Annotated in this window: 30 protein-coding genes; 2 read left to right on the top strand and 28 right to left on the bottom strand. The window is 68.5% G+C overall.

The genetic code is table 11. From position 1 onward, the window contains the following. Positions 1 to 7: 7 nt before the first annotated feature. Positions 8 to 604 (bottom strand): ubiquinol-cytochrome c reductase iron-sulfur subunit, encoded by a 597-nt coding sequence (gene petA / locus EZ313_RS12305; protein ID WP_135263426.1) that lies wholly within the window; start codon positions 602 to 604, stop codon positions 8 to 10. Positions 605 to 738: 134 nt separating this feature from the next. Between petA and mscL the strand changes: the two genes are divergently transcribed. Then, complete coding sequence (mscL, locus tag EZ313_RS12300) at positions 739 to 1,170, top strand: large conductance mechanosensitive channel protein MscL (protein ID WP_135263425.1); 432 nt, start codon at positions 739 to 741, stop codon at positions 1,168 to 1,170. On the opposite strand, the gene pdxA is transcribed toward mscL, so the two are convergent. Together pdxA and EZ313_RS12290 are read right to left on the bottom strand one after the other, a co-directional pair. Then, complete coding sequence (pdxA, locus tag EZ313_RS12295) at positions 1,160 to 2,224, bottom strand: 4-hydroxythreonine-4-phosphate dehydrogenase PdxA (RefSeq protein ID WP_135263424.1); 1,065 nt, start codon at positions 2,222 to 2,224, stop codon at positions 1,160 to 1,162. The genes mscL and pdxA overlap by 11 nt on opposite strands. Before the next feature lie 7 nt (positions 2,225 to 2,231). After that, positions 2,232 to 2,990 (bottom strand): Nif3-like dinuclear metal center hexameric protein, encoded by a 759-nt coding sequence (locus EZ313_RS12290; RefSeq protein WP_135263423.1) that lies wholly within the window; start codon positions 2,988 to 2,990, stop codon positions 2,232 to 2,234. A 112-nt stretch (positions 2,991 to 3,102) separates the two neighbouring features. Between EZ313_RS12290 and EZ313_RS12285 the strand changes: the two genes are divergently transcribed. After that, on the top strand, positions 3,103 to 4,254 hold the full coding sequence (locus EZ313_RS12285; RefSeq protein ID WP_135263422.1) for a S1C family serine protease: 1,152 nt from the start codon (positions 3,103 to 3,105) through the stop codon (positions 4,252 to 4,254). Between the two features lie 6 nt (positions 4,255 to 4,260). Here the strand turns inward: EZ313_RS12285 and tatC are convergent, their stop codons facing one another. The 25 genes from tatC to EZ313_RS12160 form a co-directional block, all read right to left on the bottom strand. Then, positions 4,261 to 5,055: a twin-arginine translocase subunit TatC gene (tatC, locus tag EZ313_RS12280; protein ID WP_135263421.1), complete on the bottom strand. Its 795-nt coding sequence runs from the start codon at positions 5,053 to 5,055 to the stop codon at positions 4,261 to 4,263. Then, positions 5,055 to 5,522: a Sec-independent protein translocase protein TatB gene (tatB, locus tag EZ313_RS12275; RefSeq protein ID WP_135263420.1), complete on the bottom strand. Its 468-nt coding sequence runs from the start codon at positions 5,520 to 5,522 to the stop codon at positions 5,055 to 5,057. The genes tatC and tatB overlap by 1 nt, the downstream gene beginning before the upstream one ends. 25 nt (positions 5,523 to 5,547) lie before the next feature. Beyond that, positions 5,548 to 5,793, bottom strand: a complete 246-nt coding sequence (gene tatA, locus EZ313_RS12270) for a Sec-independent protein translocase subunit TatA (protein ID WP_135263419.1) — start codon at positions 5,791 to 5,793, stop codon at positions 5,548 to 5,550. 81 nt (positions 5,794 to 5,874) lie between these two features. Next, positions 5,875 to 6,237, bottom strand: coding sequence for a histidine triad nucleotide-binding protein (locus tag EZ313_RS12265; RefSeq protein ID WP_135263418.1), 363 nt, complete (start codon positions 6,235 to 6,237; stop codon positions 5,875 to 5,877). 5 nt (positions 6,238 to 6,242) lie between these two features. After that, entirely contained in the window at positions 6,243 to 6,599 is a 357-nt protein-coding gene (locus tag EZ313_RS12260; RefSeq protein ID WP_135263417.1) for a DUF4870 family protein, read from the bottom strand. Then, a complete protein-coding gene (locus EZ313_RS12255) occupies positions 6,596 to 6,964 on the bottom strand; it encodes a phosphoribosyl-ATP diphosphatase (RefSeq protein ID WP_135263416.1) in 369 nt (122 codons plus the stop codon). The genes EZ313_RS12260 and EZ313_RS12255 overlap by 4 nt, the downstream gene beginning before the upstream one ends. Next, positions 6,961 to 7,368, bottom strand: coding sequence for a phosphoribosyl-AMP cyclohydrolase (gene hisI, locus EZ313_RS12250; RefSeq protein WP_205960364.1), 408 nt, complete (start codon positions 7,366 to 7,368; stop codon positions 6,961 to 6,963). The genes EZ313_RS12255 and hisI overlap by 4 nt, the downstream gene beginning before the upstream one ends. Before the next feature lie 25 nt (positions 7,369 to 7,393). Then, complete coding sequence (hisF, locus tag EZ313_RS12245; protein WP_135263414.1) at positions 7,394 to 8,173, bottom strand: imidazole glycerol phosphate synthase subunit HisF; 780 nt, start codon at positions 8,171 to 8,173, stop codon at positions 7,394 to 7,396. A 28-nt stretch (positions 8,174 to 8,201) separates the two neighbouring features. Next, positions 8,202 to 8,945 carry a 1-(5-phosphoribosyl)-5-[(5-phosphoribosylamino)methylideneamino]imidazole-4-carboxamide isomerase gene (hisA, locus tag EZ313_RS12240; RefSeq protein WP_135263413.1) on the bottom strand — a complete coding sequence of 248 codons (744 nt, stop codon included), beginning with the start codon at positions 8,943 to 8,945 and terminating at the stop codon, positions 8,202 to 8,204. 57 nt (positions 8,946 to 9,002) lie between these two features. Then, on the bottom strand, positions 9,003 to 9,647 hold the full coding sequence (gene hisH, locus EZ313_RS12235) for an imidazole glycerol phosphate synthase subunit HisH (protein WP_135263412.1): 645 nt from the start codon (positions 9,645 to 9,647) through the stop codon (positions 9,003 to 9,005). 36 nt (positions 9,648 to 9,683) lie between these two features. Next, positions 9,684 to 10,280 carry an imidazoleglycerol-phosphate dehydratase HisB gene (hisB, locus tag EZ313_RS12230; protein ID WP_135263411.1) on the bottom strand — a complete coding sequence of 199 codons (597 nt, stop codon included), beginning with the start codon at positions 10,278 to 10,280 and terminating at the stop codon, positions 9,684 to 9,686. 55 nt (positions 10,281 to 10,335) lie between these two features. Next, on the bottom strand, positions 10,336 to 11,415 hold the full coding sequence (gene hisC, locus EZ313_RS12225) for a histidinol-phosphate transaminase (protein ID WP_135263410.1): 1,080 nt from the start codon (positions 11,413 to 11,415) through the stop codon (positions 10,336 to 10,338). Continuing rightward, positions 11,412 to 12,731, bottom strand: coding sequence for a histidinol dehydrogenase (gene hisD / locus EZ313_RS12220; protein WP_135263409.1), 1,320 nt, complete (start codon positions 12,729 to 12,731; stop codon positions 11,412 to 11,414). Before hisD ends, hisC begins: the two co-directional genes overlap by 4 nt. Beyond that, positions 12,731 to 13,381 (bottom strand): ATP phosphoribosyltransferase, encoded by a 651-nt coding sequence (hisG, locus tag EZ313_RS12215; protein ID WP_135263408.1) that lies wholly within the window; start codon positions 13,379 to 13,381, stop codon positions 12,731 to 12,733. Before hisG ends, hisD begins: the two co-directional genes overlap by 1 nt. Continuing rightward, on the bottom strand, positions 13,378 to 14,646 hold the full coding sequence (gene murA, locus EZ313_RS12210; protein WP_135263407.1) for a UDP-N-acetylglucosamine 1-carboxyvinyltransferase: 1,269 nt from the start codon (positions 14,644 to 14,646) through the stop codon (positions 13,378 to 13,380). Before murA ends, hisG begins: the two co-directional genes overlap by 4 nt. A gap of 5 nt (positions 14,647 to 14,651) precedes the next feature. After that, positions 14,652 to 14,897, bottom strand: coding sequence for a BolA family protein (locus EZ313_RS12205; RefSeq protein ID WP_135263406.1), 246 nt, complete (start codon positions 14,895 to 14,897; stop codon positions 14,652 to 14,654). 88 nt (positions 14,898 to 14,985) lie between these two features. After that, entirely contained in the window at positions 14,986 to 15,741 is a 756-nt protein-coding gene (locus tag EZ313_RS12200; RefSeq protein ID WP_135263660.1) for an ABC transporter permease, read from the bottom strand. A gap of 5 nt (positions 15,742 to 15,746) precedes the next feature. Next, positions 15,747 to 16,670 (bottom strand): ABC transporter ATP-binding protein, encoded by a 924-nt coding sequence (locus EZ313_RS12195; RefSeq protein WP_135263405.1) that lies wholly within the window; start codon positions 16,668 to 16,670, stop codon positions 15,747 to 15,749. A gap of 64 nt (positions 16,671 to 16,734) precedes the next feature. Then, positions 16,735 to 17,010 (bottom strand): STAS domain-containing protein, encoded by a 276-nt coding sequence (locus tag EZ313_RS12190; protein ID WP_135263404.1) that lies wholly within the window; start codon positions 17,008 to 17,010, stop codon positions 16,735 to 16,737. Beyond that, positions 17,010 to 17,654, bottom strand: coding sequence for an MlaC/ttg2D family ABC transporter substrate-binding protein (locus EZ313_RS12185; protein ID WP_135263403.1), 645 nt, complete (start codon positions 17,652 to 17,654; stop codon positions 17,010 to 17,012). The genes EZ313_RS12190 and EZ313_RS12185 overlap by 1 nt, the downstream gene beginning before the upstream one ends. A gap of 105 nt (positions 17,655 to 17,759) precedes the next feature. After that, positions 17,760 to 18,581: an MlaA family lipoprotein gene (locus EZ313_RS12180; RefSeq protein ID WP_135263402.1), complete on the bottom strand. Its 822-nt coding sequence runs from the start codon at positions 18,579 to 18,581 to the stop codon at positions 17,760 to 17,762. Further along, positions 18,578 to 19,102: an outer membrane lipid asymmetry maintenance protein MlaD gene (mlaD, locus tag EZ313_RS12175; protein WP_135263401.1), complete on the bottom strand. Its 525-nt coding sequence runs from the start codon at positions 19,100 to 19,102 to the stop codon at positions 18,578 to 18,580. Before mlaD ends, EZ313_RS12180 begins: the two co-directional genes overlap by 4 nt. Before the next feature lie 11 nt (positions 19,103 to 19,113). Then, positions 19,114 to 19,896, bottom strand: coding sequence for a lipid asymmetry maintenance ABC transporter permease subunit MlaE (gene mlaE, locus EZ313_RS12170; RefSeq protein ID WP_135263400.1), 783 nt, complete (start codon positions 19,894 to 19,896; stop codon positions 19,114 to 19,116). Then, entirely contained in the window at positions 19,893 to 20,708 is an 816-nt protein-coding gene (locus tag EZ313_RS12165) for an ABC transporter ATP-binding protein (RefSeq protein WP_135263399.1), read from the bottom strand. Before EZ313_RS12165 ends, mlaE begins: the two co-directional genes overlap by 4 nt. Positions 20,709 to 20,835: 127 nt before the next feature. Next, positions 20,836 to 22,302, bottom strand: coding sequence for a glutamate synthase subunit beta (locus tag EZ313_RS12160; protein ID WP_135263398.1), 1,467 nt, complete (start codon positions 22,300 to 22,302; stop codon positions 20,836 to 20,838). Positions 22,303 to 22,309: the final 7 nt, after the last annotated feature.

The following is a 22,309-nucleotide window of genomic DNA, read 5'->3' as shown; positions in this document are numbered from 1 at the left end:
TTCCCGCTCAGGCCTTCTTGTCTTCGCCGATCAGCAGGCGCGAGTCGGAGAGGTACATGTGCGGCGGCACTTCGAGGTTGTCGGGCGCGGGCTTGTTGGCGAACACGCGGCCGGCCACGTCGAACGTGGAGCCGTGGCAGGGGCACAGGAAGCCGCCCTGCCAGTCGTCCGGCAGCGAGGGCTGCGGGCCGGGCTGCAGCTTGTCGCTGGGCGAGCAGCCCAGGTGCGAGCAGATGCCGACGGCGACGAACAGCTCGGGTTTGATCGAGCGGTACTGGTTCTTGGCGTACTCGGGCGTCGGGTACGCGGTGCGCTCGGACTTCGGGTCGGCCAGTTGCCCTTCGATCTTCTGCAGCGAAGCGAGCTGCTCGGGCGTGCGACGCATGATCCACACGGGCTTGCCGCGCCACTCGACGGTCACCTTCTCGCCGGGTTTGAGCGTGGAGATGTCGACTTCCACCGGAGCCCCGGCCGCCTTGGCCCTCTCGGAGGGCTGGAAACTGGCCACGAAGGGAACGGCGGTGAATGCAGCGCCGGCCGCGCCAGCACAGCCGGAGGCGATCAGCCACGTCCGCTTGCTGGAGTCCAGTGGGGTGTCACTCATGTAATCCTCGAAGGGAGATCGCTTGTAAGGTCAACCCGCGATTGTAGCCGACCGTATCCCGACGATGCCACCCGCGCGGGCATCGAAAACCGCTGCGCCATACTCGCGCGCATCCACAACCACAAGGAGCGTCTATGGGCATGGCCAAGGAGTTCCGCGAGTTCGCGGTCAAGGGCAACGTGGTCGACCTCGCCGTGGGCGTGATCATCGGCGCCGCCTTCGGCAAGATCGTCGACTCGCTGGTCAAGGACCTCGTCATGCCGGTCGTGAGCCTCTTCACCGGCGACCTGGACTTCAGCAACAGGTTCCTGCTGCTGGGGCCCCTGCCCCCAGGCGTGCCGCGCACGCTGGCGGACGTGACCAAGGCCGGAGTGCCGGTGTTCGCGTGGGGAAACTTCGTCACCGTGCTGGTGAACTTCCTGATCCTCGCGCTCATCATTTTCCTGATGGTCCGGCAGATCAACCGCATCAAGCGCGCGCATGCAGATCCGGCGGCCGCCGCCCCGGGCGCACCGCCGGAGGACATCGTGCTGCTGCGCGAGATCCGCGACAGCCTCAGGAAGTAGCCGGCGCGCTGTTTCCGGCGGCCAGCCGCCGCGCCATTCGCAATGCGGCCAGCAGGCTGGACGGATCGGCCCGGCCCGTGCCCGCGATGTCGAAGGCGGTGCCGTGGTCCGGGCTGGTGCGCACCAGCGGCAGGCCGAGCGTCACGTTCACGCCCTGCTCCAGGCCCAGGTACTTCACCGGGATCAGGCCCTGGTCGTGGTACATCGCGACGACCACGTCGAACTCGCCTGCGCGCTGCGGCGTGGACCGCGCGCGCATGAAGACGGTGTCGGGCGCCCAGGGACCGGAGGCGTCGATGCCTTCAGCCTTCGCGGCCTGCAAGGCCGGGACGATCGCGTCCTGCTCCTCGCGCCCGAACAGGCCGCCCTCCCCGGCGTGCGGATTGAGTCCCGCGACACCGATGCGCGGCGAGCGGCCCAGCAAGGGCGACAGCGCGGCGTGCGTGATGCGCAGCGTCTCCAGCACGTTCTCGCGCGTCACCGCCGCGATCGCATCGCGCAAGGAGACGTGGATGCTCACGAGCACCGTCCGCAGTTCCTCGCTGGCCAGCATCATCCGCACCGGCATCCGGGCGAGGTCGCAGCCGGCATGCGCCGCCGCCTCCGCCTGCAGCAATTCGGTGTGGCCCGGGTAGGTGACGCCGGCCGCCGCCAGCGCCTCCTTGTGCAAGGGCGCGGTCACGACAGCGGCGACATCGCCTCGCAACGCGGCCCGCGCGGCCCACACCACAGCATCCGCCGCGATCCGGCCGGCGGCGGCGTCCACCTGGCCCCACGGCACGAGCGCCTGCGCTTCGCTCGACGCGAGGAGTGGAATGCAGCGCGGCGGCACCTCGAGCGCCTCGCGCGGCGATTGGATCAGCGCGACCGGCAGGCTCGCGTGCCCGGCCGCTGCGATGGCATCGACGGAGCGACGCAGATGGAGCAGGTCGCCCACGGCGAAGCAGCCCGGCACGTCTTGCGGATGGTCGCGGAACAACCGGGCGATGATCTCGCCGCCGATGCCGGCGGGGTCTCCCTGAGTGATCGCGATGGGCTGTCCAGCGGGACTCACGCGTGCCTCACGCGGGGTTGTCGATGTCGATGAACCGGTGCTCGATCCCGAGCGCCGCCGCGACGTGCGCGGCCACCGCCGGCGCGCCGTAGCGCTCGGTCGCGTGGTGCCCGCAGGCCAGGAAGCTCACACCGCATTCGCGCGCGTAGTGCGCCTGCGGCTCCGAGATCTCGCCGGTGATGAAGGCCTGCGCGCCCGCCGCGATCGCCGCCTCGAAGTAGCCTTGCGCACCGCCCGTGCACCAGCCGATGCGCGACACCGGCCCGGCGCCGCCCTCCACCAGGGTCACCACCCGGCCGAGCACCTGCTGCACATGGTCGGCCAGCGCACGCGGGCTGCCGAAGGCCGCGCCGTCCTGCCGCATCCCGAGGAAGCCGAGGTCCTGCTCGCCGAAGCGCGACCGGGCCTGCAGCCCGAGCACAGCGCCCAGCTGCGCGTTGTTGCCCAGCTCGGGGTGAGCATCCAGCGGCAGGTGGTAGGCGAACAGGTTGATGTCGTGCTGCAGCAGCAGCGAAAGGCGCTGCTTCATCCACCCGGTCACGCGGCCGTCCTGCCCGCGCCAGAACAGGCCGTGGTGGACGAACACCGCGTCGGCGCCGGTCTGCACGGCCGCCTCGATGAGCGCGCGGCTGGCCGTGACGCCCGAGACGATGCGCCGCACCTCGGCCCGGCCCTCGACCTGCAGGCCGTTGGGTCCGTAGTCCTTGAAGCGCTCGGGCTGGAGCAGCGAATCGAACGCGTCGGCGAGGTGCTGGCGGGAAGTCATCGGTGGCCCGGGAAAAGCTCCATTGTGGAGGAGCGCGCGCCGCCCGCGCAGCCGGCACCCACGCCGGAATGCCGCGCGATCTACACTGCTGGTTTCGCCCTCAAGCCCCTCCATGCGCCGCTCCTGGCTCCTGTTCTCGCAGACCGTCACCATCCTGCTGGCCGCCTATTTCGTGGTGGCGACGCTCAAGCCGGACTGGCTGCGGCGCCCCGGCATCACGACCCAGAGCACGGGCGTGACGCTGCTGGAGGCACCTGCGTCCGCGGGCGCTCCGGTCCCGCCGGTGGGCAGCTTCCGCCAGGCCGCGCAGCGTGCTTCCGCCGCCGTCGTGAGCATCAACACCAGCAAGGCGCCGCAGCGCAATCCGCAGGCCAACGATCCCTGGTTCCGCTTCTTCTTCGGCGACCAGGGCGGCCAGCCGCAGGTGGGCCTGGGCAGCGGCGTGATCATCAGCCCCGACGGCTACATCCTCACCAACAACCACGTGGTCGAAGGCGCCGACGAGATCGAGGTCACGCTCAATGACAGCCGAACGACGCAGGCGAAGGTGATCGGCACGGACCCCGACACGGACCTGGCCGTCCTGCGGATCACGCTCGACCGCTTGCCCGCGATCACGCTGGGCAACTCCGACGCGCTGCAGGTGGGCGACCAGGTGCTGGCGATCGGCAACCCGTTCGGCGTCGGGCAGACCGTCACCAGCGGCATCGTGAGCGCGCTCGGCCGCAACCAGCTGGGCATCAACACCTTCGAGAACTTCATCCAGACCGACGCCGCGATCAACCCGGGCAATTCGGGCGGCGCGCTGGTCGACGTCAACGGCCAGCTGATGGGCATCAACACCGCGATCTATTCGCGCTCGGGCGGCAGCCTGGGGATCGGCTTCGCGATCCCGGTGTCCACGGCCAAGCAGGTGCTGGAAGGCATCGTCAAGGACGGCGTGGTGCGGCGCGGCTGGATCGGCGTGGAGCCGGCCGACCTGTCGCCCGACCTGATGCAGACCTTCGGCGTGAAGGCGCGCAATGGCGTGCTGGTCACCGGCGTGCTGCAGAACGGGCCGGCCGCCCAGGCGGGCCTGCGACCGGGGGACGTCATCGTCGAGGTGGCCGGCAAGCAGATCGACAACGTCTCGGAACTGCTCACCAACGTCGCCGCGCTCAAGCCGGGAACGCCAGCGCCTTTCAAGGTGCAGCGCCGCGAGGAATCGCTGCAGCTGAACGTGACGCCGGGCCTGCGGCCCAAGCCGCGGCAGGTGCCGCGCTGACGGCGGTCAGGAAGTCTTCTCGGCCGCGTCGGAGCTGTCTTCCGGCGCGCGCGTCGCCTTGACGAACCAGCGGGCGCCGAGGATGCCCACCTCGTACAGGATCACCATCGGCACCGCGAGTGCGAGCTGGGAGATCACGTCCGGCGGCGTCACCACCGCGGCGACGATGAACGCGATCACGATGAAGTAGCCGCGGAATTCCTTGAGCTTCTGGATCGTGACGAGCTCGAAGCGCACCAGCAGCATCACCACGATGGGCACCTGGAACGCCAGCCCGAACGCGATGTACAGGCCCAGGATCGCTTCCACGTACGACGCGATGTCTGGCGTAGCGGCCACGCTCTCCGGCGTGAAGCCCTGGATGAAGCCGAACATCTTGTCCAGCACGAAGAACTGCACGAAGGCGATGCCCGCGTAGGCCAGCCCGCTGCCGAAGATGATCAGCGGAAGCGCGAAGCGCTTCTCATGGCTGTACAGGCCCGGCGCGACGAAGGCCCACAACTGGTACATCAGCCACGGCAGCACCAGCAGGACCGCCACCAGCAGAAGCACCTTGAGTGGCACGAAGAACGGCGAGAACACGCCTACGGCGATCAGCTTCGCGTCCGGCGGCATGTGGGCGCGGATCGGCTGCGCGATGAAGTCGATCAGGCCGTTGGGTCCCGGCCAGATCGCCAGGACGATCACGGCGGCGACGATGCCGTAAATGCAATAGAGGAGCCGGTCGCGCAGCTCCACGAGGTGGGCGACGAACGGCTGCTCGCTGCCCGCGAGCTCGTCTTCCTTGTCGGGCTGGGCCATCAGTTGAGTTTCTTGGGCCGAAAGCGCGCCACGCGGGCCGCGCCCGACAGCGCCCGGGTCCGGATCCCGTTGCGGGCCTTGTACCACTGCGGCGTGGCGCCCTGCTTCAGGCGCCACTTCTTCTTCGGGTGCTTGTACTCGGGATAGGAGGGCGGCGGCTCGATGGCCGGCTGCGACTCGCCGGCGCTGCCGACCGCGTCGGACCACTGCTTCTCGAAGTCGGCCGTGCCCGTGCGCACGGAGTTCTCGACGTCGCGCGCGGCGGTTTCCACGCTCTCCTTCATCTTGCGAAGCTCATCGAGCTCCATCGAGCGGTTGACCTCGGCCTTGACGTCGTTGACGTACCGCTGGGCCTTGCCCAGCAGCGTCCCGACGGTGCGGGCGACGCGCGGCAGCTTCTCGGGGCCGATGACGATCAACGCCACCGCCCCGATGAGCGCCATCTTGGAAAGCCCGAGATCGATCACCCGAGGGCGCCTTTCGCAAACGCTGTCACGACTTGTTGCGCGCCTCGACGTCGATGGTCGTGCGATCGGAAGCCGCGGCCGGCGGGTTGCCGGTGACCTGCTGCGTCGGCGGCACCGGGGTGTCCGGCTGCGAACCGTCCTTCATGCCGTCCTTGAAGCCCTTGACGGCGCCGCCAAGGTCCGAGCCCATGTTCTTCAACTTCTTGGTGCCGAACACCAGCACCACGATCAGCAGCACGACCAGCCAGTGCCAGATGGAAAACGAACCCATGGATCAACTCCTGAATGAATTGCCTCGATTTTAGTCGGCAGGGCCGCGCCTTCCCGGCCGGAACCTGCTGTGCGCGAAGGGTCAGCCCCTGCGCCAGGGGCGCGGGCCGCCGATCACGTGCAGGTGCAGGTGATGCACCTCCTGCCCGCCGTCGTCGCCGGTGTTGATCTGCACGCGGTGCCCGCCCTCGGGGTACGGCCTCGCGCCGTTCTGCGCCGCCAGCTTCGGCGCGAGCGCGAGCATCTTGCCCAGCAGCGCCGCATGTTCCGGCCCCACGTGCGCGAGCGACGGGATGTGGTCCTTGGGAACCATCAGGAAGTGCACCGGCGCCCAGGGATTGATGTCGTTGAAGACGAAGATCTCGTCGTCCTCGTACACCTTGCGCGAGGGGATCGCGCCCTGGACGATCTTGCAGAAGATGCAGTTCGGGTCGTGTTGGCTCATGGCGATCAGTAAGGCGGCCGCCCGTCGGTGAACCGCAGCCAGCCGCGGACGCAGCGGTAGAGGTACCAGAGGCCGACGATGGCGTGGGCCACCATGCCGGGGAAGAAGAACAGCAGGTACAGCGGGGCCGTCACCAGCAGCCACAGCAGGCTCCACCAGAACGTGGAGATCATGTAGTTGTGGTGCGAGACGTAGATGGCGTCGAATTCGTCGGAGCGCCGCACGTAGTTCACCACCATCGCGATGATGGCGAGCACCCAGTACGTGAAGGGCGCGAAGGTGTGCATGCCGTACAGCACGTGCATGATGGTGCGGTCCTCGGGCTTCTTGCCCTCGAACGCCGTGAAGTCGGTCTCGCTCATTCGCCTGCTCCTTCCCGCTGACGCGCCTTGCGCAACGCCTTTTCCTCGATGCCGCTGGTGCCCTCGCGGCGCTCGAGCTCCGCGATCACGTCGGCCGGCGACAAGCCGTAGTGCGCCAGCGCGATCATGCTGTGGAACCACAGGTCCGCGACCTCGCCCACCAGTTTCGCGGGGTCGCCGCCGTTGCCGGTGTCCTTGGCGGCCATCACGACCTCGGTGGCCTCCTCGCCGATCTTCTTGAGGAAGGCGTCCGGTCCCTTGTGCAGCAGGCGCGCGACGTAGCTGCTTTCGGGGTCGCCGCCACGGCCGGGCTTGCGGGTCTCGATGACAGCCGCCAGGCGGGCCAGGGAATCGTTGGCGTTCATGAGCCTTGCGAGTAGATGTGTCCGGGGTTCTTCAGCACCGGCTCGACCGTTTTCCAGCGCCCATCCTCGTGGCGCTGGAAGAAGCAGCTGTGCCGGCCCGTGTGGCACGCAATGGATGGATCGTGGCCCCGCTGGGTCACCTTGAGCAGCAGCACGTCGTTGTCGCAGTCCATGCGGATCTCGTGCACCTGCTGCACGTGGCCCGATTCCTCGCCCTTGAACCACAGGCGATTGCGCGAACGGCTGAAGTACACGGCGCGGCCGAGCTCAGCCGTGCGCTGCAGGGCCTCGCGGTTCATCCACGCGAACATCAGCACATCGCCGGTGGCCTGCTCCTGGGCAATCACGGGCACCAGGCCGGAGGCATCCCACTTGACTTCGTCCAGCCAGTCCATGGGCCGCATTGTCGGCCATCGGCACGGCGGACGCTCAGCGCCGGACCGGGATCCCGCGCTCGGCCATGCGCGCCTTGGCCTGCGCGACCGTGTACTCGCCGTAATGGAAGATGCTGGCGGCCAGCACCGCGTCCGCCCCGCCCTTCTGCACGCCGTCGGCCAGATGGTCGAGGTTGCCGACGCCGCCCGAGGCGATCACCGGCACGGGCACCGCGTCGCTGACCGCGCGCGTCAGTTCCAGGTCGAAGCCTGACTTGGTGCCGTCGCGGTCCATGCTCGTGAGCAGGATCTCGCCGGCGCCGCGGCGCGCCATCTCGGCCGCCCATTGCACCGCGTCCAGGCCGGTATTGCGCCGGCCGCCGTGGCTGTAGACGTCCCAGCCCGCGCTGCGCTCCGCTTCTTCCGCGCCCGTGCGCCGCTTGGCGTCGATCGCCACCACGATGCACTGCGCGCCGTACTTGGCCGAAGCCGCGCTGATCACGTCCGGGTTGGCGATGGCGGCCGAATTGAAGCTGGTCTTGTCGGCGCCCGCATTCAGCAGCCGCCGCACGTCTTCCACCGTGCGGACGCCGCCGCCCACCGTCAGCGGAATGAACACCTGCGAGGCGACCGCCTCGATGATGTGCAGGATCAGGTCGCGGCCGTCGCTCGTGGCCGTGATGTCCAGGAAGGTGAGCTCGTCGGCGCCCTGCTCGTTGTAGCGGGCCGCGATCTCCACCGGGTCGCCCGCATCGCGCAGCTCCACGAAGTTGACGCCCTTGACGACGCGGCCGCCGGTGACGTCCAGGCAGGGAATGATTCGCTTGGCGAGCATGGCAAGTTGATCGGGCGCCTTGCGGCGCTCAATCCCTGGAAAGTTCGTCGGCCTTGGCCTGCGCCTGCACGAAATCGAGGTCGCCGCTGTAGATGGCGCGCCCGCAGATCACGCCCTCGATGCCCTCGTCCTCGACGGCGCAGAGCTTCTCGATGTCGGGGAGGCCGGCGAGGCCGCCGGAGGCGATCACCGGGATGGTCAGCGCCTGCGCGAGCTTCACCGTGGCCTCGACGTTGATGCCGGTAAGCATGCCGTCGCGGCCGATGTCGGTGTAGACGATGGATTCGACGCCCCAGTCCTCGAACTTGCGGGCCAGGTCGATCACCTCATGGCCGGTGAGCTTGCTCCAGCCGTCGGTGGCGACCTTGCCGTCCTTGGCGTCCAGGCCCACGATGATGTGGCCGCCGAAGGCGCTGCACGCGTCTTTCAGGAAGCCCGGGTTCTTGACGGCGGCGGTGCCGATGATCACGTAGCGCAGGCCGCTGTCGATGTACTTCTCGATCGTGTCCAGGTCGCGGATGCCGCCACCCAGTTGCACCGGGATCTCGTCGCCCACGGCCTTGAGGATGGACTTCACCGCCGCGAAGTTCTGCGGCTTGCCGGCGAAGGCGCCGTTCAGGTCGACCAGGTGCAGGCGGCGCGCCCCCTTGGACAGCCAGTTGCGCGCCATGGAGGCGGGGTCCTCGCTGAAGGTGGTGGCCTGGTCCATGTCGCCCTGCTTGAGGCGTACGCAATGCCCGTCCTTCAGGTCGATAGCGGGAATGAGGAGCATGGAGGAGGGGGAATGCGGCGTTGGGAGGGCCGGACTGCGGACGATGCCTGTGGGGCGTCAGGGGTTCCAGCGAAGGAAATTCCGATAGAGGGCGAGGCCTGCGTCAGCGCTTTTCTCGGGGTGGAACTGGGTCGCAAAAATATTATCGCGGGCCAGCGCGGCGGTAAAGCGGCCGCCATAGTCGGCCTCGCCCGCGCTGTGGCGCGCTTCCGACGGCCGGGCGTAGAAGCTGTGGACGAAATAGAACCATGCGCCGTCGGCGATGCCGCCCCACATCGGATGCGGCTGCGCCTGCCACACGGCGTTCCATCCCATTTGCGGCACCTTGAAGCGGCTGCCGTCGGCCTGCAGGCGGCCGGCCAGCTCGAACCGCTTCACCTCGCCGGGGATCAGGCCCAAGCCTTCGCTCGGGCCCTCCTCGCTGCGATCCAGCAGCATCTGCATGCCGACGCAGACGCCGAACAGCGGCTTGCTTGCGGCCGCCTCGAGCACGGCGGGCAGCAGGCCCGAGTCGCGCAGCTCGCGCATGCAGTCGGGCATCGCGCCCTGCCCCGGCAGCACGACGCGTTCGGCCGCGCGGACTTCCTCGGCGCGCGAGGTGATCAGGGCCTTGAAGCCCGAGTCCTGGGCGGCATGCAGCACCGCCTGCGAAACCGAACGCAGGTTGCCCATGCCGTAATCGACGACCGCTACCGTTTTCATCTCAAGTGCCCGTGCGCCCGGCCCGGGACAAGTGCATCAGAGCGAGCCCTTCGTCGAAGGAATGGTGCCCGCCGCGCGCGGGTCCAGCTCCACCGCCGCGCGCAGCGCGCGGGCGAAGGCCTTGAACACCGTCTCGCACTGGTGGTGGGCGTTCTCGCCGCGCAGGTTGTCGATGTGCAGGGTGACGAACGCATGGTTGGCGAAACCCTGGAAGAACTCGTGCGCGAGCTGGGTGTCGAAGCTGCCGATCATCCCGCTCTTGAATGGCACGTTCATGACAAGCCCCGGCCGGCCGGAGAAGTCGATGACCACGCGCGACAGCGCCTCGTCCAGCGGCACGTAGGCATGGCCGTAGCGGCGGATGCCTTTTTTGTCGCCGATGGCCTTGGCCACGGCCTGGCCGATCGTGATGCCCACGTCCTCGACCGTGTGGTGGCCGTCGATGTGCAGGTCGCCCTTGGCTTCGACGTCGAGGTCGACCATCCCGTGCCGGGCGATCTGGTCGAGCATGTGGTCGAAGAAGCCGATGCCGGTGGCCAGGCGGGCCTGGCCCGTGCCGTCGAGGTTGACGCGCACGGTGATGCGGGTCTCGGCGGTGTTGCGGGTGATCTCGGCGGTGCGCGCGGTGAGCATCAGTAATCCTTCGCGCTACGCGCTGCGGTATTCGACTTGGGAGCGGCCCGGCGTCTCATAAGGATGTCTGCAGGGCTTGGAGCATCTGCGCGTTGTCGTCGGCGGTGCCGACGGTCAGGCGCAGGCAGTTGGCCAGCAGTGGATGCATTTTAGAAACGTTCTTGACGAGCACGCCGCGCGCCTTCATTCCCTGGAAGGCGCGGTCGGCATCGGGCACCCGCACCAGGACCATGTTGGCGTCGCTGCGCCAGGCCTTCACGTTCGGCAGAGCGGCCAGGCGCTCGAGCAGCAGCCCGCGCTCGCGCCGCAGTTGCGCCGCCTGCTCGTCGAACACGTCGGCGTGCTCAAGCGCGAACAGCGCGGCCTCGCAGTTGAGCACGCTGATGTTGTACGGCGGGCGCACCTTGTCGATCTGGGCGATCAGCGCCGCAGGACCGATGAGGTAGCCGATGCGGACGCCGGCGAGGCCGAACTTGCTCAGCGTGCGCATCAGCAGCACGTGCCCGTGGCGGGTGATCCGGTCGGCGTAGCTGCGGCTGGCGAACGGCTGGTAGGCCTCGTCGATCACGACCAGCCCCGGCGCGGCCTGCACGATGCGCTCGATCACCGCATCGTCCCACAGATTGGCTGTCGGGTTGTTGGGGTAGGCGATGTAGATGATCGAGGGCTGGTGCTGTTCGATGGCCGCCAGCATCGCGCGCTCGTCCAGCTCGAAGTCCGGCGTGAGATCCACCGGAATGAACTTCAGCCCCTGCAGCTGCGCGCTCATGCCGTACATCACGAAGCCCGGCACCGGTGCAAGGATGCTCGCGCCCGGCACGTCGCAGGCCATGGCCAGCATCGAGATCAGCTCGTCGGAGCCGTTGCCCAGCATCAGGTCGAAGCCCTCCGGCACCTTCGCATACGTTGCGAGGGCTTGACGCAGCGTCTCGACGCGCTGGCCCGGGTAGCGGTTCAGCGCCACCGCCCCGAGCCGTTCGCCGAGCTCGCGCTGGAGCGCCGGCGAGAGGCGATGCGGGTTCTCCATCGCATCGAGCTTGACCATGCCCTCCGAGGGCTGGACGGCGTAGGCGTGCATGCCCTGCACGTCCTGGCGGATCAAACGTGCGAGCCGCGGCGGCAGTGCGGCGCTCATGGCTTGATCCTCATCTCGGCGGCCCGCGCATGCGCCTGCAGGCCTTCGCCATGGGCGAGCGTGGCGGCTACTCGGCCCAGCGACTGCGCGCCGGCTTCGCTCACCTCGATCAGGCTGCTGCGTTTCTGGAAGTCGTACACGCCGAGCGGGCTGGAGAAGCGCGCGGTGCTGCTGGTGGGCAGCACGTGGTTGGGGCCGGCGCAGTAGTCGCCCAGGCTCTCGCTGGTGTAGCCGCCCAGGAAGATCGCGCCGGCGTGCTTGAGCAGCGGCTCCCAGCGGTGCGGCTCGGTGCTCGCAATCTCCAGGTGCTCCGGCGCGATGCGGTTGCTGATCTCGCAGGCCTGCGCCATGTCGCGCGTGCGGATCAGGGCGCCGCGGCCACTCAGGGACCTGGCGATGATCTCGGCGCGCGGCATCTCCGGCAGGAGGCGATCGATCTCCTGCTGCACGCGGTCGATGTAGCCGGCGTCGGGGCACAGCAGGATGCTCTGCGCGAGTTCGTCGTGCTCGGCCTGGGAGAACAGGTCCATCGCCACCCAGTCGGCGGGCGTGCTGCCGTCGGCCAGCACGAGGATCTCGCTCGGGCCGGCGATCATGTCGATGCCGACCAGGCCGAAGACGCGCCGCTTGGCGCTCGCGACATACGCGTTTCCCGGTCCGGTGATCTTGTCGACGCGCGGCACCGTCTTCGTTCCGTAAGCGAGTGCGCCGATGGCCTGGGCGCCACCGACCGTGAACGCGCGGTGCACGCCCCCGACGTGCGCCGCGGCCAGCACCAGCGGGTTCTTCTCGCCGCCCGGCGTGGGCACCACCATGATGATCTCGCCGACGCCCGCGACATGCGCCGGGATCGCGTTCATCAGCACCGAGGACGGGTAGGCCGCCTTGCCCCCGGGCACATAGATGCCGACGCGGTCCAGCGGCGTGACCTTCTGGCCGAGCAGCGTGCCGTCGGCGTCGCGATAGCTCCAGCCCTGGCCGTTGGCCTGCTTCTGCGCCTCGTGGTAGCTGCGCACGCGGGCCGCAGCGGTCTCGAGGGCGGAGCGCTGCGCGGCAGGCAGCGACTCGAACGCGGCCTTCAGTTCGGCGGGCTTGAGCTCCAGCGCAGCCATCGAAGGCGCCTGCAGCCGGTCGAAGCGGCGGGTGAACTCCAGCACCGCCTCGTCGCCTCGCTTGCGCACCGCTTCGAGGATGTCCGTCACGGCCTGCTCAACCTGCGCGTCCGTGTCCGCCGACCAATGCAGCCGCGCCTCAAAGGCAGCTTCGAAACCGGCGTCGGCGGTGGACAGGCGAAGGGGGCGGGCTTGCAAGACCATCACGAGGGCTGCGCCGCCGAGGCGCGCGAGAAGGCGTCGATCAGCTCCCGGATCGGGGCCTGCTTGAGCTTGAGCGCGGCCTGGTTGACCACCAGGCGCGAGCTGATGTCCATGATGCGCTCGACCTCCACCAGCTGGTTGGCCTTGAGCGTGCCGCCGGTGGAGACCAGGTCCACGATGGCGTCGGCCAAGCCGGTGAGCGGCGCCAGTTCCATGCTGCCGTACAGCTTGATCAGGTCGACGTGCACGCCCTTGGCCGCGAAGAACTCGCGCGCGATGGACACGTACTTGGTGGCCACGCGCAGGCGCGAGCCCTGGCGCACGGCGCTGGCGTAGTCGAAGTCGGAGCGCACGGCCACGCTGACGCGGCAACGCGCAATGTCCAGGTCGAGAGGCTGGTACAGGCCCTGGCCGCCGTGCTCGATCAGCGTGTCCAGGCCGGTCACGCCGAGGTCCGCGCCGCCGTACTGCACGTACGTCGGCACGTCGGTGGCCCGAACGAGGACCACGCGCAACTCAGCGCGGTTCGTGGGCAGGATCAGCTTGCGCGACTTCTCCGGGTCTTCGAGCACGCGGATGCCCGCGGCCTGCAGCAGCGGCATCGTCTCGTCGAAGATGCGGCCCTTGGAGAGCGCGAGCGTAATGGTCATGCCCCGATCCGCTCGATCTCCGCGCCCAGGCCGCGCAGCTTGCCTTCCATCTGGTCGTAGCCGCGGTCCAGGTGGTAGATGCGGTCGACCAGCGTCTCGCCTTCGGCCACGAGGCCGGCGATGACGAGGCTTGCGGAAGCCCGCAGGTCGGTGGCCATCACGGTGGCGCCCGACAAGCGCGGCACGCCTTCGACCACCGCGACCTTGCCGTCCACCTGGATCTTCGCGCCCAGGCGAACCAGCTCGTTCACGTGCATGAAGCGGTTCTCGAAGATGGTCTCGGTGACGTGCGAAGCGCCTTCGGCCACCGCGTTCAGCGCCATGAACTGCGCCTGCATGTCGGTGGGAAAGCCGGGGTACTCGGTGGTGCGGAAGCTCTGGGCCTTGAGGCGCCCGTCAGCCCGGATGCGGATGCCTTCATCCACCGCCGACACTTCGGCGCCCGCCTGGCGCAGCTTCTCGATCACCGCCTCGAGGTGGTCGGCGCGGCCATGGCGCAGGAGCGCCTCACCGCCCGTGGCCGCGACGGCGCACAGGAAGGTGCCGGCCTCGATGCGGTCGGCCACCACGCGATGCGTGCAGCCGGAAAGGCGCGGCACGCCCTCGATGCGGATGCGGCTGGTGCCGTGGCCTTCGATCTTCGCGCCCATGCGGATCAGCATCTCGGCCAGGTCGCCGATCTCCGGCTCCTGGGCGGCGTTCTCCAGCACCGTCTCGCCATCGGCCAGCGCCGCGGCCATCATGAAGTTCTCGGTGCCGGTGACGGTCACCATGTCGGTGGTGATGCTCGCGCCCCGCAGACGTTCGCGGCCCTTGGGCAGCTTGGCGATCATGTAGCCGTGCTCCACCAGGATCTCGGCGCCCATCTGCTGGAGGCCCTTGATGTGCTGGTCCACCGGCCGCGAGCCGATGGCGCAGCCGCCCGGCAGCGACACGGTGGCTTCGCCGAAGCGCGCCAGCAGCGGGCCCAGCGCCAGCACCGAGGCGCGCATCGTCTTCACGAGCTCGTACGGCGCTTCCGGCGAGCTGAGCTTGCTTGAATCGATGCGCACACTGCCTTGGGCGTTGCGCTCGGCGCTGGCGCCCATGTTGCGGATCAGCTTGAGCATGGTGGCCACGTCCTGCAGCCGCGGCACGTTCTCCAGCGTCACCGGGTCGGCGGTCAGGAGCGCGGCGCACAGCTGCGGCAGCGCCGCGTTCTTGGCGCCGGAAATGCGGACCTCGCCGTGGAGCGGCCGGCCCCCGCGAATCGATAGCTTGTCCATTCAGGTCAGGGATGTGGGGTGGACGCCCATTCGGCGGGCGTGTACGTCCTCATCGACAGCGCGTGCACCTCGTCCGTGTGCATTCTCGCACCCAGGGTGGCGTAGACCCGCTGGTGGCGCTGGATGGCCCGCTTGCCCTCGAACTCGGCCGAGACGATCACGGCCGACCAGTGGCGGCCGTCGCCGTCGACTTCGAGGTGCTCGCAGGGCAGGCCCGCGGCGATGAGGGAGCGCAGTTCCGAGGCAGTCATACGGGCCTCCGACGGGCCGCCCCTAGGAGGCCCAGCCCCCTCGGGGGGCAGCGAGGAACGATAGTGAGGAGGGTGGGGGCCAACATTGCTAGCCCCTGATCTTGTAGCCGATGCGAAGCAGGTGGATCGCGATCGCGCTCACGACCAGCATCGCGCTTGCGACGATCGCCAGGCTGAGCCAGGGCGACACGTCGCTCACGCCGAAGAAGCCGTAGCGGAAGCCGTCGATCATGTAGAAGAACGGATTGAGGTGGCTCACGCGCTGCCAGAACTCCGGCAGCGAGTGGATCGAATAGAACACGCCGGACAGGAACGTCATCGGCATGATGAGGAAGTTCTGGAAGGCCGCCATCTGGTCGAACTTCTCGGCCCAGAGGCCGGCGATCAGGCCGAGCGCGCCCAGCATGCCGGCGCCGAGGATCGCGAACACCAGGATCCACTGCGGCGCCACGAAGCTCGGGCGCCCGAACCAGGCCGTGACGACGAACACGCCCAGGCCCACGGCCAGCCCGCGCGCGATGGACGACCCCACATAGGCGATGAACCAGCTCCAGTGCGACAGCGGCGTGAGCAGCACGAAGACCAGGTTGCCCATGATCTTGCTCTGGATCAGGGACGAGGAGCTGTTGGCGAAGGCGTTCTGCAGCACGCTCATCATCACCAGGCCGGGCACGAGGAACGCGGTGTAGCTGATGCTGTCGTACACCTTCACGTGATCCTCCAGCACGTGCCCGAAGATCAGCAGGTACAGGATGGCGGTGAGCACCGGCGCGGCGACGGTCTGGAAGCTCACCTTCCAGAACCGCAGGATCTCCTTGTACAGCAGCGTCTGCCAGCCACCCATCGCGGTCATACCGCCACCCTCTGCTGGTACTTGGCCGACATCACGTCGAGGAAAACGTCCTCCAGGTCGGCTTTGCGGATCTCCACGTCCTCGACGCGCAGGCCCGCGCGGCGGATGGCGGCCAGGTAGTCCTCGATCTCGTGGGCGTCATGGGCGGGCAGTTGCACGATGCGGCCGGTGACGCGCGCCTTGTGGGCGAATTCCGCGGGCAGCTGGCTGTCCATCTTGAAGCGCAGCACGTTGCTGGACGCGGCCTTGAGCAGGTCGCTGGTGCGCTCCAGCGCCACCACCCTGCCCGTCTTGAGCATGGCGATCCGGTTGCACAGCGCCTCGGCTTCTTCCAGGTAGTGCGTCGTGAGCAGCACCGTGTGGCCCTGCCGGTTCAGGCGTGCGATGAACTGCCAGAGGGTCTGGCGCAGTTCCACGTCGACGCCGGCCGTGGGCTCGTCCAGCACGATTACGGGCGGTTTGTGCACCAGGGCCTGCGCCACCAGCACGCGCCGCTTCATGCCGCCGGACAGCTGCCGCATGTTGGCGTGGGACTTGTCGGCCAGCCCCAGGCTCTCCAGCAGCTCGGTGATCCAGGCTTCGTTGTTGCGAACGCCGAAATAGCCGGACTGGATGCGCAGCGCCTCGCGTACCGTGAAGAAGGGGTCGAAAACCAGCTCCTGCGGCACCACGCCGAGCTGCCGGCGCGCATTGGCGTACTCGGCCTGCACGTCGTGGCCGCGCACGGACACTCGGCCCGACGTGGCGCGCGCCAGGCCGGCCAGGATGCTGATCAGGGTGGTCTTGCCCGCGCCGTTGGGGCCCAGCAGCCCGAAGAACTCGCCCTCCTCGATGTCGAAGGTGACGTGGTCCAGCGCGGTGAGCTTGCCACGCGCCGAGGGGAAGGTCTTGGAGACGGACTGGAACGAGATGGCGGGCATGGGAGCCCGCGATTTTAGGCGGTGCCCTCGCCGGGCCGCCGCCGGGCCGGTCAAAGCCCTCGGCCTAGCCCGGCACGGGCGTCAGCAACTCGCCCACGCCGTAGACGCTGGCCAGCTCGCGCAGCCGCGGCGGCATGTTGGCCACGCTGAAGTTCTTGCCGAGCGACAGCGCCTCGCGGCGGCAGTCCAGCAGCACCGCCAGCGCGGAGGAGTCGAAATCGCGCAGCGCTCCCGCGTCGGCAATGGCGTGCTGCTGCCCTTCCGAGCGCAGCGCCTGCGCCAGCATGCGCACGCACGCCGGCGCGTCGGCGTGCGTCAGGCGCTCGGGCAGGACCAGCATCAGCCCTTGCGGCCGGCGTTCGCGCGATTGCGCTCCACCAGCGAGGCGATCAGGCCGTCCACGCCCTTGGCGTTGATCTCCTGCGCGAACTGGCTGCGGTAGGTTTCCACCAGCCATACGCCCAGCACGTTGAGGTTGTAGATCTTCCAGCCGGCGCCCTGGCCCGGCGTCTTCTCGAGGCGGTAATCGAGCTGGATCGGGTCGCCGCGGCCGCGGATCTCGGTGCGCACGACCACTTCCTTGTCCTCCGGCGACGCGCGCATCGGCTTGATCGAGATCACCTGGTCGTCCACTTGCGACAGCGCGCCCGAATACGTGCGCACCAGCAGCGTCTTGAACTCCTCCTGCAGGCGCTTCTGCTGCTCCGGCGTGGCCTGGCGCCAGGCCGGGCCGACGGCGGCCGCGGTCATGCGCTGGAAGTTCACGTTCGGCATGATCTTGCTGTCGACCAGCGCCATGATCTTGTTGATGTCGCCGGACTGGATCGACTTGTCCGCCTTGATGGCGCCGAGCGTCTCATCCGACAGGCGCTTGATCATCACCTCCGGCGCCTCGTCTGCCGCCAGCGCCACCTGGGGAACAGCGGCCAGAGCTCCCAGCGCCAGGAAAGCGGCCGCCAGGCGACCTAAAAAGCGTCTTTGCATGCTTCGAACCCTTTCTTGAGCGGGACGTGGCCCGCGATGCTGTTTGGAACCCCAGGCTGCGGCCGGGTTCCGGAGCCCGGCCGCCGCTTGCAACCGGATGCAACTCTACCGGCTGGGCGCGGGGCTCGGGACGGGAACGCCCGGCGTGGATCCGGTGGGCGCGCCTCCCGGCGACTGCTTGGCCTCGCCGCTGTCCTCTTCCGGCTCCTGGCCGTCGTTGTCCACCGGCCCGGAACGGGTGCCGATCTCGGCGCGGCGCCGCTGCAGGTAGGAATCCCGGATGAAGCTGTAGCGGTCCAGGGCCGCGCCCTCGAGCACGTCGCTGGCCCGCAGCAGGTTGGCGCGGATGTCCACCGCGCGAAGGACGTACAGCGTGTTGCGCTCGGAAGCGTGGTTCAGGTCGCGGACCGGGTCGCCGCGCCGGTCGATCGGCAGGACGAGGGTGTCGCGCAACGTCGAAGGCCCGAGCAACGGCAGGACGATGTACGGCCCCGCGGGAACGCCCCAGTGTCCGAGCGTCTGGCCGAAGTCCTCGCGATGGCGCTCGATGTTGAAGTCGCTCGCGATGTCCAGGATGCCGCCCAGGCCCAGGAAGGTGTTGGTCGAAAAGCGCATCCAGTTCTCGGCCGCGTTCTGGAACTTGAACTGCAGCGCGCTGTTGATGGCCGACCAGGCGTCGCCGAGGTTGCCGAAGAAGTTGGACACGCCGGTGCGCACCAGCGGCGGCACCTTCTCGCGGTACAAGGTGGCGCCCGGCTTCAGGATCACCGCGTCGACGCCTTCGTTGAACTTCGACACCTCGCGGTTCAGAGGCTCCAGGGGATCGTTGGGATTGGCATTCGGCCCGGTGGCGCAGCCGGCCAGAGCCAGCAGCGCGGACAGCAGCAGTGTGCGCAGGCCCATGCCGGCGTGGATTCCCGTTCTCATTTCCTGGTCGCCGGTGCGTTCTTGGGGGCCGGTGCGGCGGGCGCCTGCGGAGCGTTGTTGTTGCCGCCTTCGGCGGCGCGGTTGTAGAGGAACTGCCCGATCAGGTTTTCCAGCACCACGGCCGACTGCGTGGTGGTGATCGTATCGCCGGGCGCCAGGTTCTTCTCTTCGGCGCCGGCCTCCACGCCGATGTACTGCTCGCCGAGCAGGCCGCTGGTGAGGATCTTCAGCGAGCTGTCCTTCGGGAACTGGTAGCGGCGCTCCAGTTCGAGCGTCACGCGCGCCTGGTAGCTCTTGTCGTCGAAGCTGATCGACTCGACCCGGCCGACCACCACGCCGGCGCTGCGCACCGCCGCCTGTGGCTTGAGGCCGCCGATGTTGTCGAACTTGGCCGTGACCCGGTAGGTGGGCTGGAAGCTCAGGCTCAGCAGGTTGGCCGACTGCAGGGCCAGGAACAGGAGGGCCGCCGCTCCCACGAGCACGAACAGTCCCACCCACACGTCGTTCTTGGATCGTTCCATATCGCTACATCCTAGATGCTGAACATCATCGCCGTGAGCAGGAAGTCGAGCCCGAGGACCGCCAGCGAGCCGGCCACCACGGTGCGCGTCGTCGCGCGCGAGACGCCTTCCGGCGTGGGCTGCGCCTCGAAGCCCTGCAGCAATGCGATGAAGGTGACGGTGACGCCGAACACCAGGCTCTTGATGACGCCATTGCCGACGTCGCGCCAGACGTCCACGCCGCCCTGCATCTGGCTCCAGAACGCGCCCGGGTCGACGCCGATCAGCAGCACGCCGACCACGTAGCCGCCGACGATGCCGACCGCGCTGAACACCGCGGCCAGCAGCGGCATCGTGATCACGCCGCCCCAGAAGCGCGGCGCCAGGATGCGGCGCACGGGATCGACCGCCATCATCTCCATCGCCGAAAGCTGCTCGCCCGCTTTCATGAGACCGATCTCGGCCGTCAGCGACGTGCCGGCGCGGCCCGCGAACAGGAGCGCTGTGACGACCGGGCCGAGTTCGCGCACCAGCGACAACGCGACCAGCAGGCCCAAGGCCTCCGACGAGCCGTACCGCTGCAGCGTGTAGTAGCCCTGCAGCCCGAGCACGAAGCCGACGAACAGGCCCGAGACCGTGATGATCGCCAGCGAATAGTTGCCCAGGAAATGGACCTGGTCGCGCACCAGCCCGAAGCGCCGCAACGCGGGGCCGGACAAGGCGAGCAGCCGCAGGAACAGGCGCGCACCCTGGCCCAGGTCGACCAGCAGGCCGCGCGTGGCGTAACCGACGTCGGCGGGATGCCACCACCTCATCGGGAGAAGCCTCCGCCGAAGTCTTGCGCCACGGTCGGGCCCGGATAGTGGAAATGCACCGGGCCTTCGGGCCGGGCGTTGACGAACTGCGACACGAGGGGATCCGTCGATGCGCGCACCTGCTCGGGTGTGCCCTGCGCTGCGATCTTGCCGTTGGCCAGCACGATCACCTGGTCGGCGATGCGGAAAGTCTCTTCCAGGTCGTGCGACACCACGATGCTGGTGATGCCCAGCGAGTCGTTGAGGCGGCGGATCAGCTGCGCAGCCGTGCCCAGCGAGATCGGGTCCAGACCCGCGAACGGCTCGTCGTACATCACGAGGTCCGGGTCCAGCGCGATCGCGCGGGCGAGGGCCACGCGGCGCGCCATGCCGCCGGACACCTGGCTGGGCATCAGGTCGCGGGCGCCGCGCAGGCCGACGGCGTTGAGTTTCATCAGGACGATGTCGCGCACCAACTCTTCGGGGAGATCGGTGTGCTCGCGCAGCGGGAACGCCACGTTGTCGAAGACCGACAGGTCCGTGAACAGAGCGCCGAACTGGAACAGCATGCCCATACGGCGACGCATGGCGTACAGCCCCGCCCGGTCGAGCCCGCCGACCTCCTGGCCGTCGAACCGCAGGCTGCCGCGCTGGGCGCGGTGCTGCCCGCCGATCAGGCGCAGCACCGTGGTCTTGCCGCCGCCGGAGGCGCCCATCAGCGCCGTCACCTTGCCGCGCGGGACGGTGAAGCTCACCCCGTCGAGGATGCGGCGCTCACCGTACCCGAAGCTCAGGCTTTCGCATTCGACCAGCGGACTGTCGGGATCGGGCATTCGGTATGAAAAAGCCGGGACGAGCCCGGCTGTGACTTGGGTAAGGCCGATGATAAACGGCCTGCCCAGCAGAAGCGGCTCAGGCGCGGATGAGCTGGTGCATCCGCGCATCACCGCCGGAAGTGGCTCAGCGGGGAAGGTCGCTGAAACCCATCAGGAACTCGTCCACCGCACGGGCGGCCTGCCGGCCCTCCCGGATGGCCCAGACCACCAGCGACTGGCCGCGGCGAATGTCGCCCGCCGCGAACACCTTGGGCACGCTGGTCGCGTAGCCGCCGATGAAATCGGTGCTGGCCTTGGCGTTGCCGCGCGCGTCCTTGTCCACGCCGAAGCCTTCCAGGATGGTCTGCACCGGGCTGACGAAGCCCATGGCCAGCAGGACCAGGTCGGCCTTGTATTCCTTTTCGGTGCCCGGCATCTCGACGAACTTGCCGTCCTTGAACTCGACCTGGACCGTCCTGAGACCCGTGACCTTGCCCTTCTCGCCCATGAACTCCTTGGTGGCGGTGGCGAACTCGCGCTCGCAGCCCTCTTCGTGGCTGGAGCTGGTGCGCAGCTTGTAGGGCCAGTACGGCCAGGTGAGCGGCTTGTTCTCCTCTTCGGGCGGCTGCGGCATCAGCTCGAACTGCACGACGCTGGCGGCCCCGTGGCGGTTGCTGGTGCCCACGCAGTCCGAGCCGGTGTCGCCGCCGCCGATCACGATCACGTGCTTGCCGTCGGCGCGGATCTGGCCCTTGACCTTGTCGCCCGCAATGACCTTGTTCTGCTGCGGCAGGAACTCCATCGCGAAGTGGATGCCGTCCAGGTCGCGGCCGGGCACCGGCAGGTCGCGCGACTGCTCGGCCCCGCCGGCCAGCACCACGGCGTCGAAGTCCTGCTGCAGCTGCCGGGGCGAGATCGTTTCCTTCGCCCAGTTGGTCACCTTGGAGCCCTTGGGCAGCTCGCCGATCATCACGCCCGCGCGGAAGGTGACGCCCTCGGCCTGCATCTGCTCGACGCGGCGGTCGATCTGCTGCTTCTCCATCTTGAAGTCGGGGATGCCGTAACGCAGCAGGCCGCCGATGCGGTCGTTCTTCTCGAACACCGTGACGTCATGGCCGGCGCGCGCCAGCTGCTGCGCGGCCGCGAGGCCCGCGGGCCCGGAACCGACGACCGCCACCTTCTTGCCGGTCCTGATCTTGGCGATGCGGGGCTTGACCCAGCCGTTGTCCCAGGCGCGGTCGGCGATGGCACGCTCGAGCGACTTGATGCCGACCGGTTCGTCGTTGTAGTTCAGCGTGCAGGCCGCCTCGCACGGCGCGGGGCAGATGCGCCCCGTGTACTCGGGGAAGTTGTTGGTCGAATCCAGCACCTGCCAGGCGTTGAACCAGTCCTGCTGGTACACCAGGTCGTTGAAGTCCGGAATGATGTTGTTGACCGGGCAGCCCGAGTTGCAGAACGGCGTGCCGCAGTCCATGCAGCGCGCCGCCTGCACCTTCGACTCCTCGTCGCTCAGGCCGATGACGAATTCCTTGTAGTGCTTCACGCGCTCGGGGACGGGCTTGTAGCCCTCCTCGATGCGCTCGAATTCCATGAAGCCGGTGACTTTCCCCATGTTTCTT

Source organism: Ramlibacter henchirensis (genome assembly GCF_004682015.1).
Classification (GTDB): Bacteria; Pseudomonadota; Gammaproteobacteria; order Burkholderiales; family Burkholderiaceae_C; genus Ramlibacter; species Ramlibacter henchirensis.
This window is presented reverse-complemented; position numbering and strand designations above follow the sequence as displayed.

Bases quoted from the DNA above. Each gene is read 5' to 3' on its own strand.
- EZ313_RS12200 (WP_135263660.1), bottom strand. From the start codon at position 15,741: ATGGGTGGCTGGCAGACGCTGCTGTACAAGGAGATCCTGCGGTTCTGG.
- EZ313_RS12255 (WP_135263416.1), bottom strand. From the start codon at position 6,964: ATGAACGCCAACGATTCCCTGGCCCGCCTGGCGGCTGTCATCGAGACC.
- tatC (WP_135263421.1), bottom strand. From the start codon at position 5,055: ATGGCCCAGCCCGACAAGGAAGACGAGCTCGCGGGCAGCGAGCAGCCG.
- petA (WP_135263426.1), bottom strand. From the start codon at position 604: ATGAGTGACACCCCACTGGACTCCAGCAAGCGGACGTGGCTGATCGCC.
- EZ313_RS12160 (WP_135263398.1), bottom strand. From the start codon at position 22,302: ATGGGGAAAGTCACCGGCTTCATGGAATTCGAGCGCATCGAGGAGGGC.
- hisC (WP_135263410.1), bottom strand. From the start codon at position 11,415: ATGAGCGCCGCACTGCCGCCGCGGCTCGCACGTTTGATCCGCCAGGAC.
- murA (WP_135263407.1), bottom strand. From the start codon at position 14,646: ATGGACAAGCTATCGATTCGCGGGGGCCGGCCGCTCCACGGCGAGGTC.
- EZ313_RS12290 (WP_135263423.1), bottom strand. From the start codon at position 2,990: ATGACTTCCCGCCAGCACCTCGCCGACGCGTTCGATTCGCTGCTCCAG.
- hisI (WP_205960364.1), bottom strand. From the start codon at position 7,368: ATGCGGCCCATGGACTGGCTGGACGAAGTCAAGTGGGATGCCTCCGGC.
- EZ313_RS12260 (WP_135263417.1), bottom strand. From the start codon at position 6,599: ATGAGCGAGACCGACTTCACGGCGTTCGAGGGCAAGAAGCCCGAGGAC.
- hisH (WP_135263412.1), bottom strand. From the start codon at position 9,647: ATGAAAACGGTAGCGGTCGTCGATTACGGCATGGGCAACCTGCGTTCG.
- hisA (WP_135263413.1), bottom strand. From the start codon at position 8,945: ATGCTCCTCATTCCCGCTATCGACCTGAAGGACGGGCATTGCGTACGC.
- EZ313_RS12265 (WP_135263418.1), bottom strand. From the start codon at position 6,237: ATGAGCCAACACGACCCGAACTGCATCTTCTGCAAGATCGTCCAGGGC.
- hisD (WP_135263409.1), bottom strand. From the start codon at position 12,731: ATGGTCTTGCAAGCCCGCCCCCTTCGCCTGTCCACCGCCGACGCCGGT.
- mlaD (WP_135263401.1), bottom strand. From the start codon at position 19,102: ATGGAACGATCCAAGAACGACGTGTGGGTGGGACTGTTCGTGCTCGTG.
- EZ313_RS12205 (WP_135263406.1), bottom strand. From the start codon at position 14,897: ATGACTGCCTCGGAACTGCGCTCCCTCATCGCCGCGGGCCTGCCCTGC.
- hisF (WP_135263414.1), bottom strand. From the start codon at position 8,173: ATGCTCGCCAAGCGAATCATTCCCTGCCTGGACGTCACCGGCGGCCGC.
- EZ313_RS12165 (WP_135263399.1), bottom strand. From the start codon at position 20,708: ATGCCCGATCCCGACAGTCCGCTGGTCGAATGCGAAAGCCTGAGCTTC.
- EZ313_RS12190 (WP_135263404.1), bottom strand. From the start codon at position 17,010: ATGCTGGTCCTGCCCGAGCGCCTGACGCACGCCGACGCGCCGGCGTGC.
- mlaE (WP_135263400.1), bottom strand. From the start codon at position 19,896: ATGAGGTGGTGGCATCCCGCCGACGTCGGTTACGCCACGCGCGGCCTG.
- mscL (WP_135263425.1), top strand. From the start codon at position 739: ATGGGCATGGCCAAGGAGTTCCGCGAGTTCGCGGTCAAGGGCAACGTG.
- tatA (WP_135263419.1), bottom strand. From the start codon at position 5,793: ATGGGTTCGTTTTCCATCTGGCACTGGCTGGTCGTGCTGCTGATCGTG.
- EZ313_RS12180 (WP_135263402.1), bottom strand. From the start codon at position 18,581: ATGAGAACGGGAATCCACGCCGGCATGGGCCTGCGCACACTGCTGCTG.
- hisB (WP_135263411.1), bottom strand. From the start codon at position 10,280: ATGCTCACCGCGCGCACCGCCGAGATCACCCGCAACACCGCCGAGACC.
- hisG (WP_135263408.1), bottom strand. From the start codon at position 13,381: ATGACCATTACGCTCGCGCTCTCCAAGGGCCGCATCTTCGACGAGACG.
- EZ313_RS12285 (WP_135263422.1), top strand. From the start codon at position 3,103: ATGCGCCGCTCCTGGCTCCTGTTCTCGCAGACCGTCACCATCCTGCTG.
- EZ313_RS12195 (WP_135263405.1), bottom strand. From the start codon at position 16,670: ATGCCCGCCATCTCGTTCCAGTCCGTCTCCAAGACCTTCCCCTCGGCG.
- EZ313_RS12185 (WP_135263403.1), bottom strand. From the start codon at position 17,654: ATGCAAAGACGCTTTTTAGGTCGCCTGGCGGCCGCTTTCCTGGCGCTG.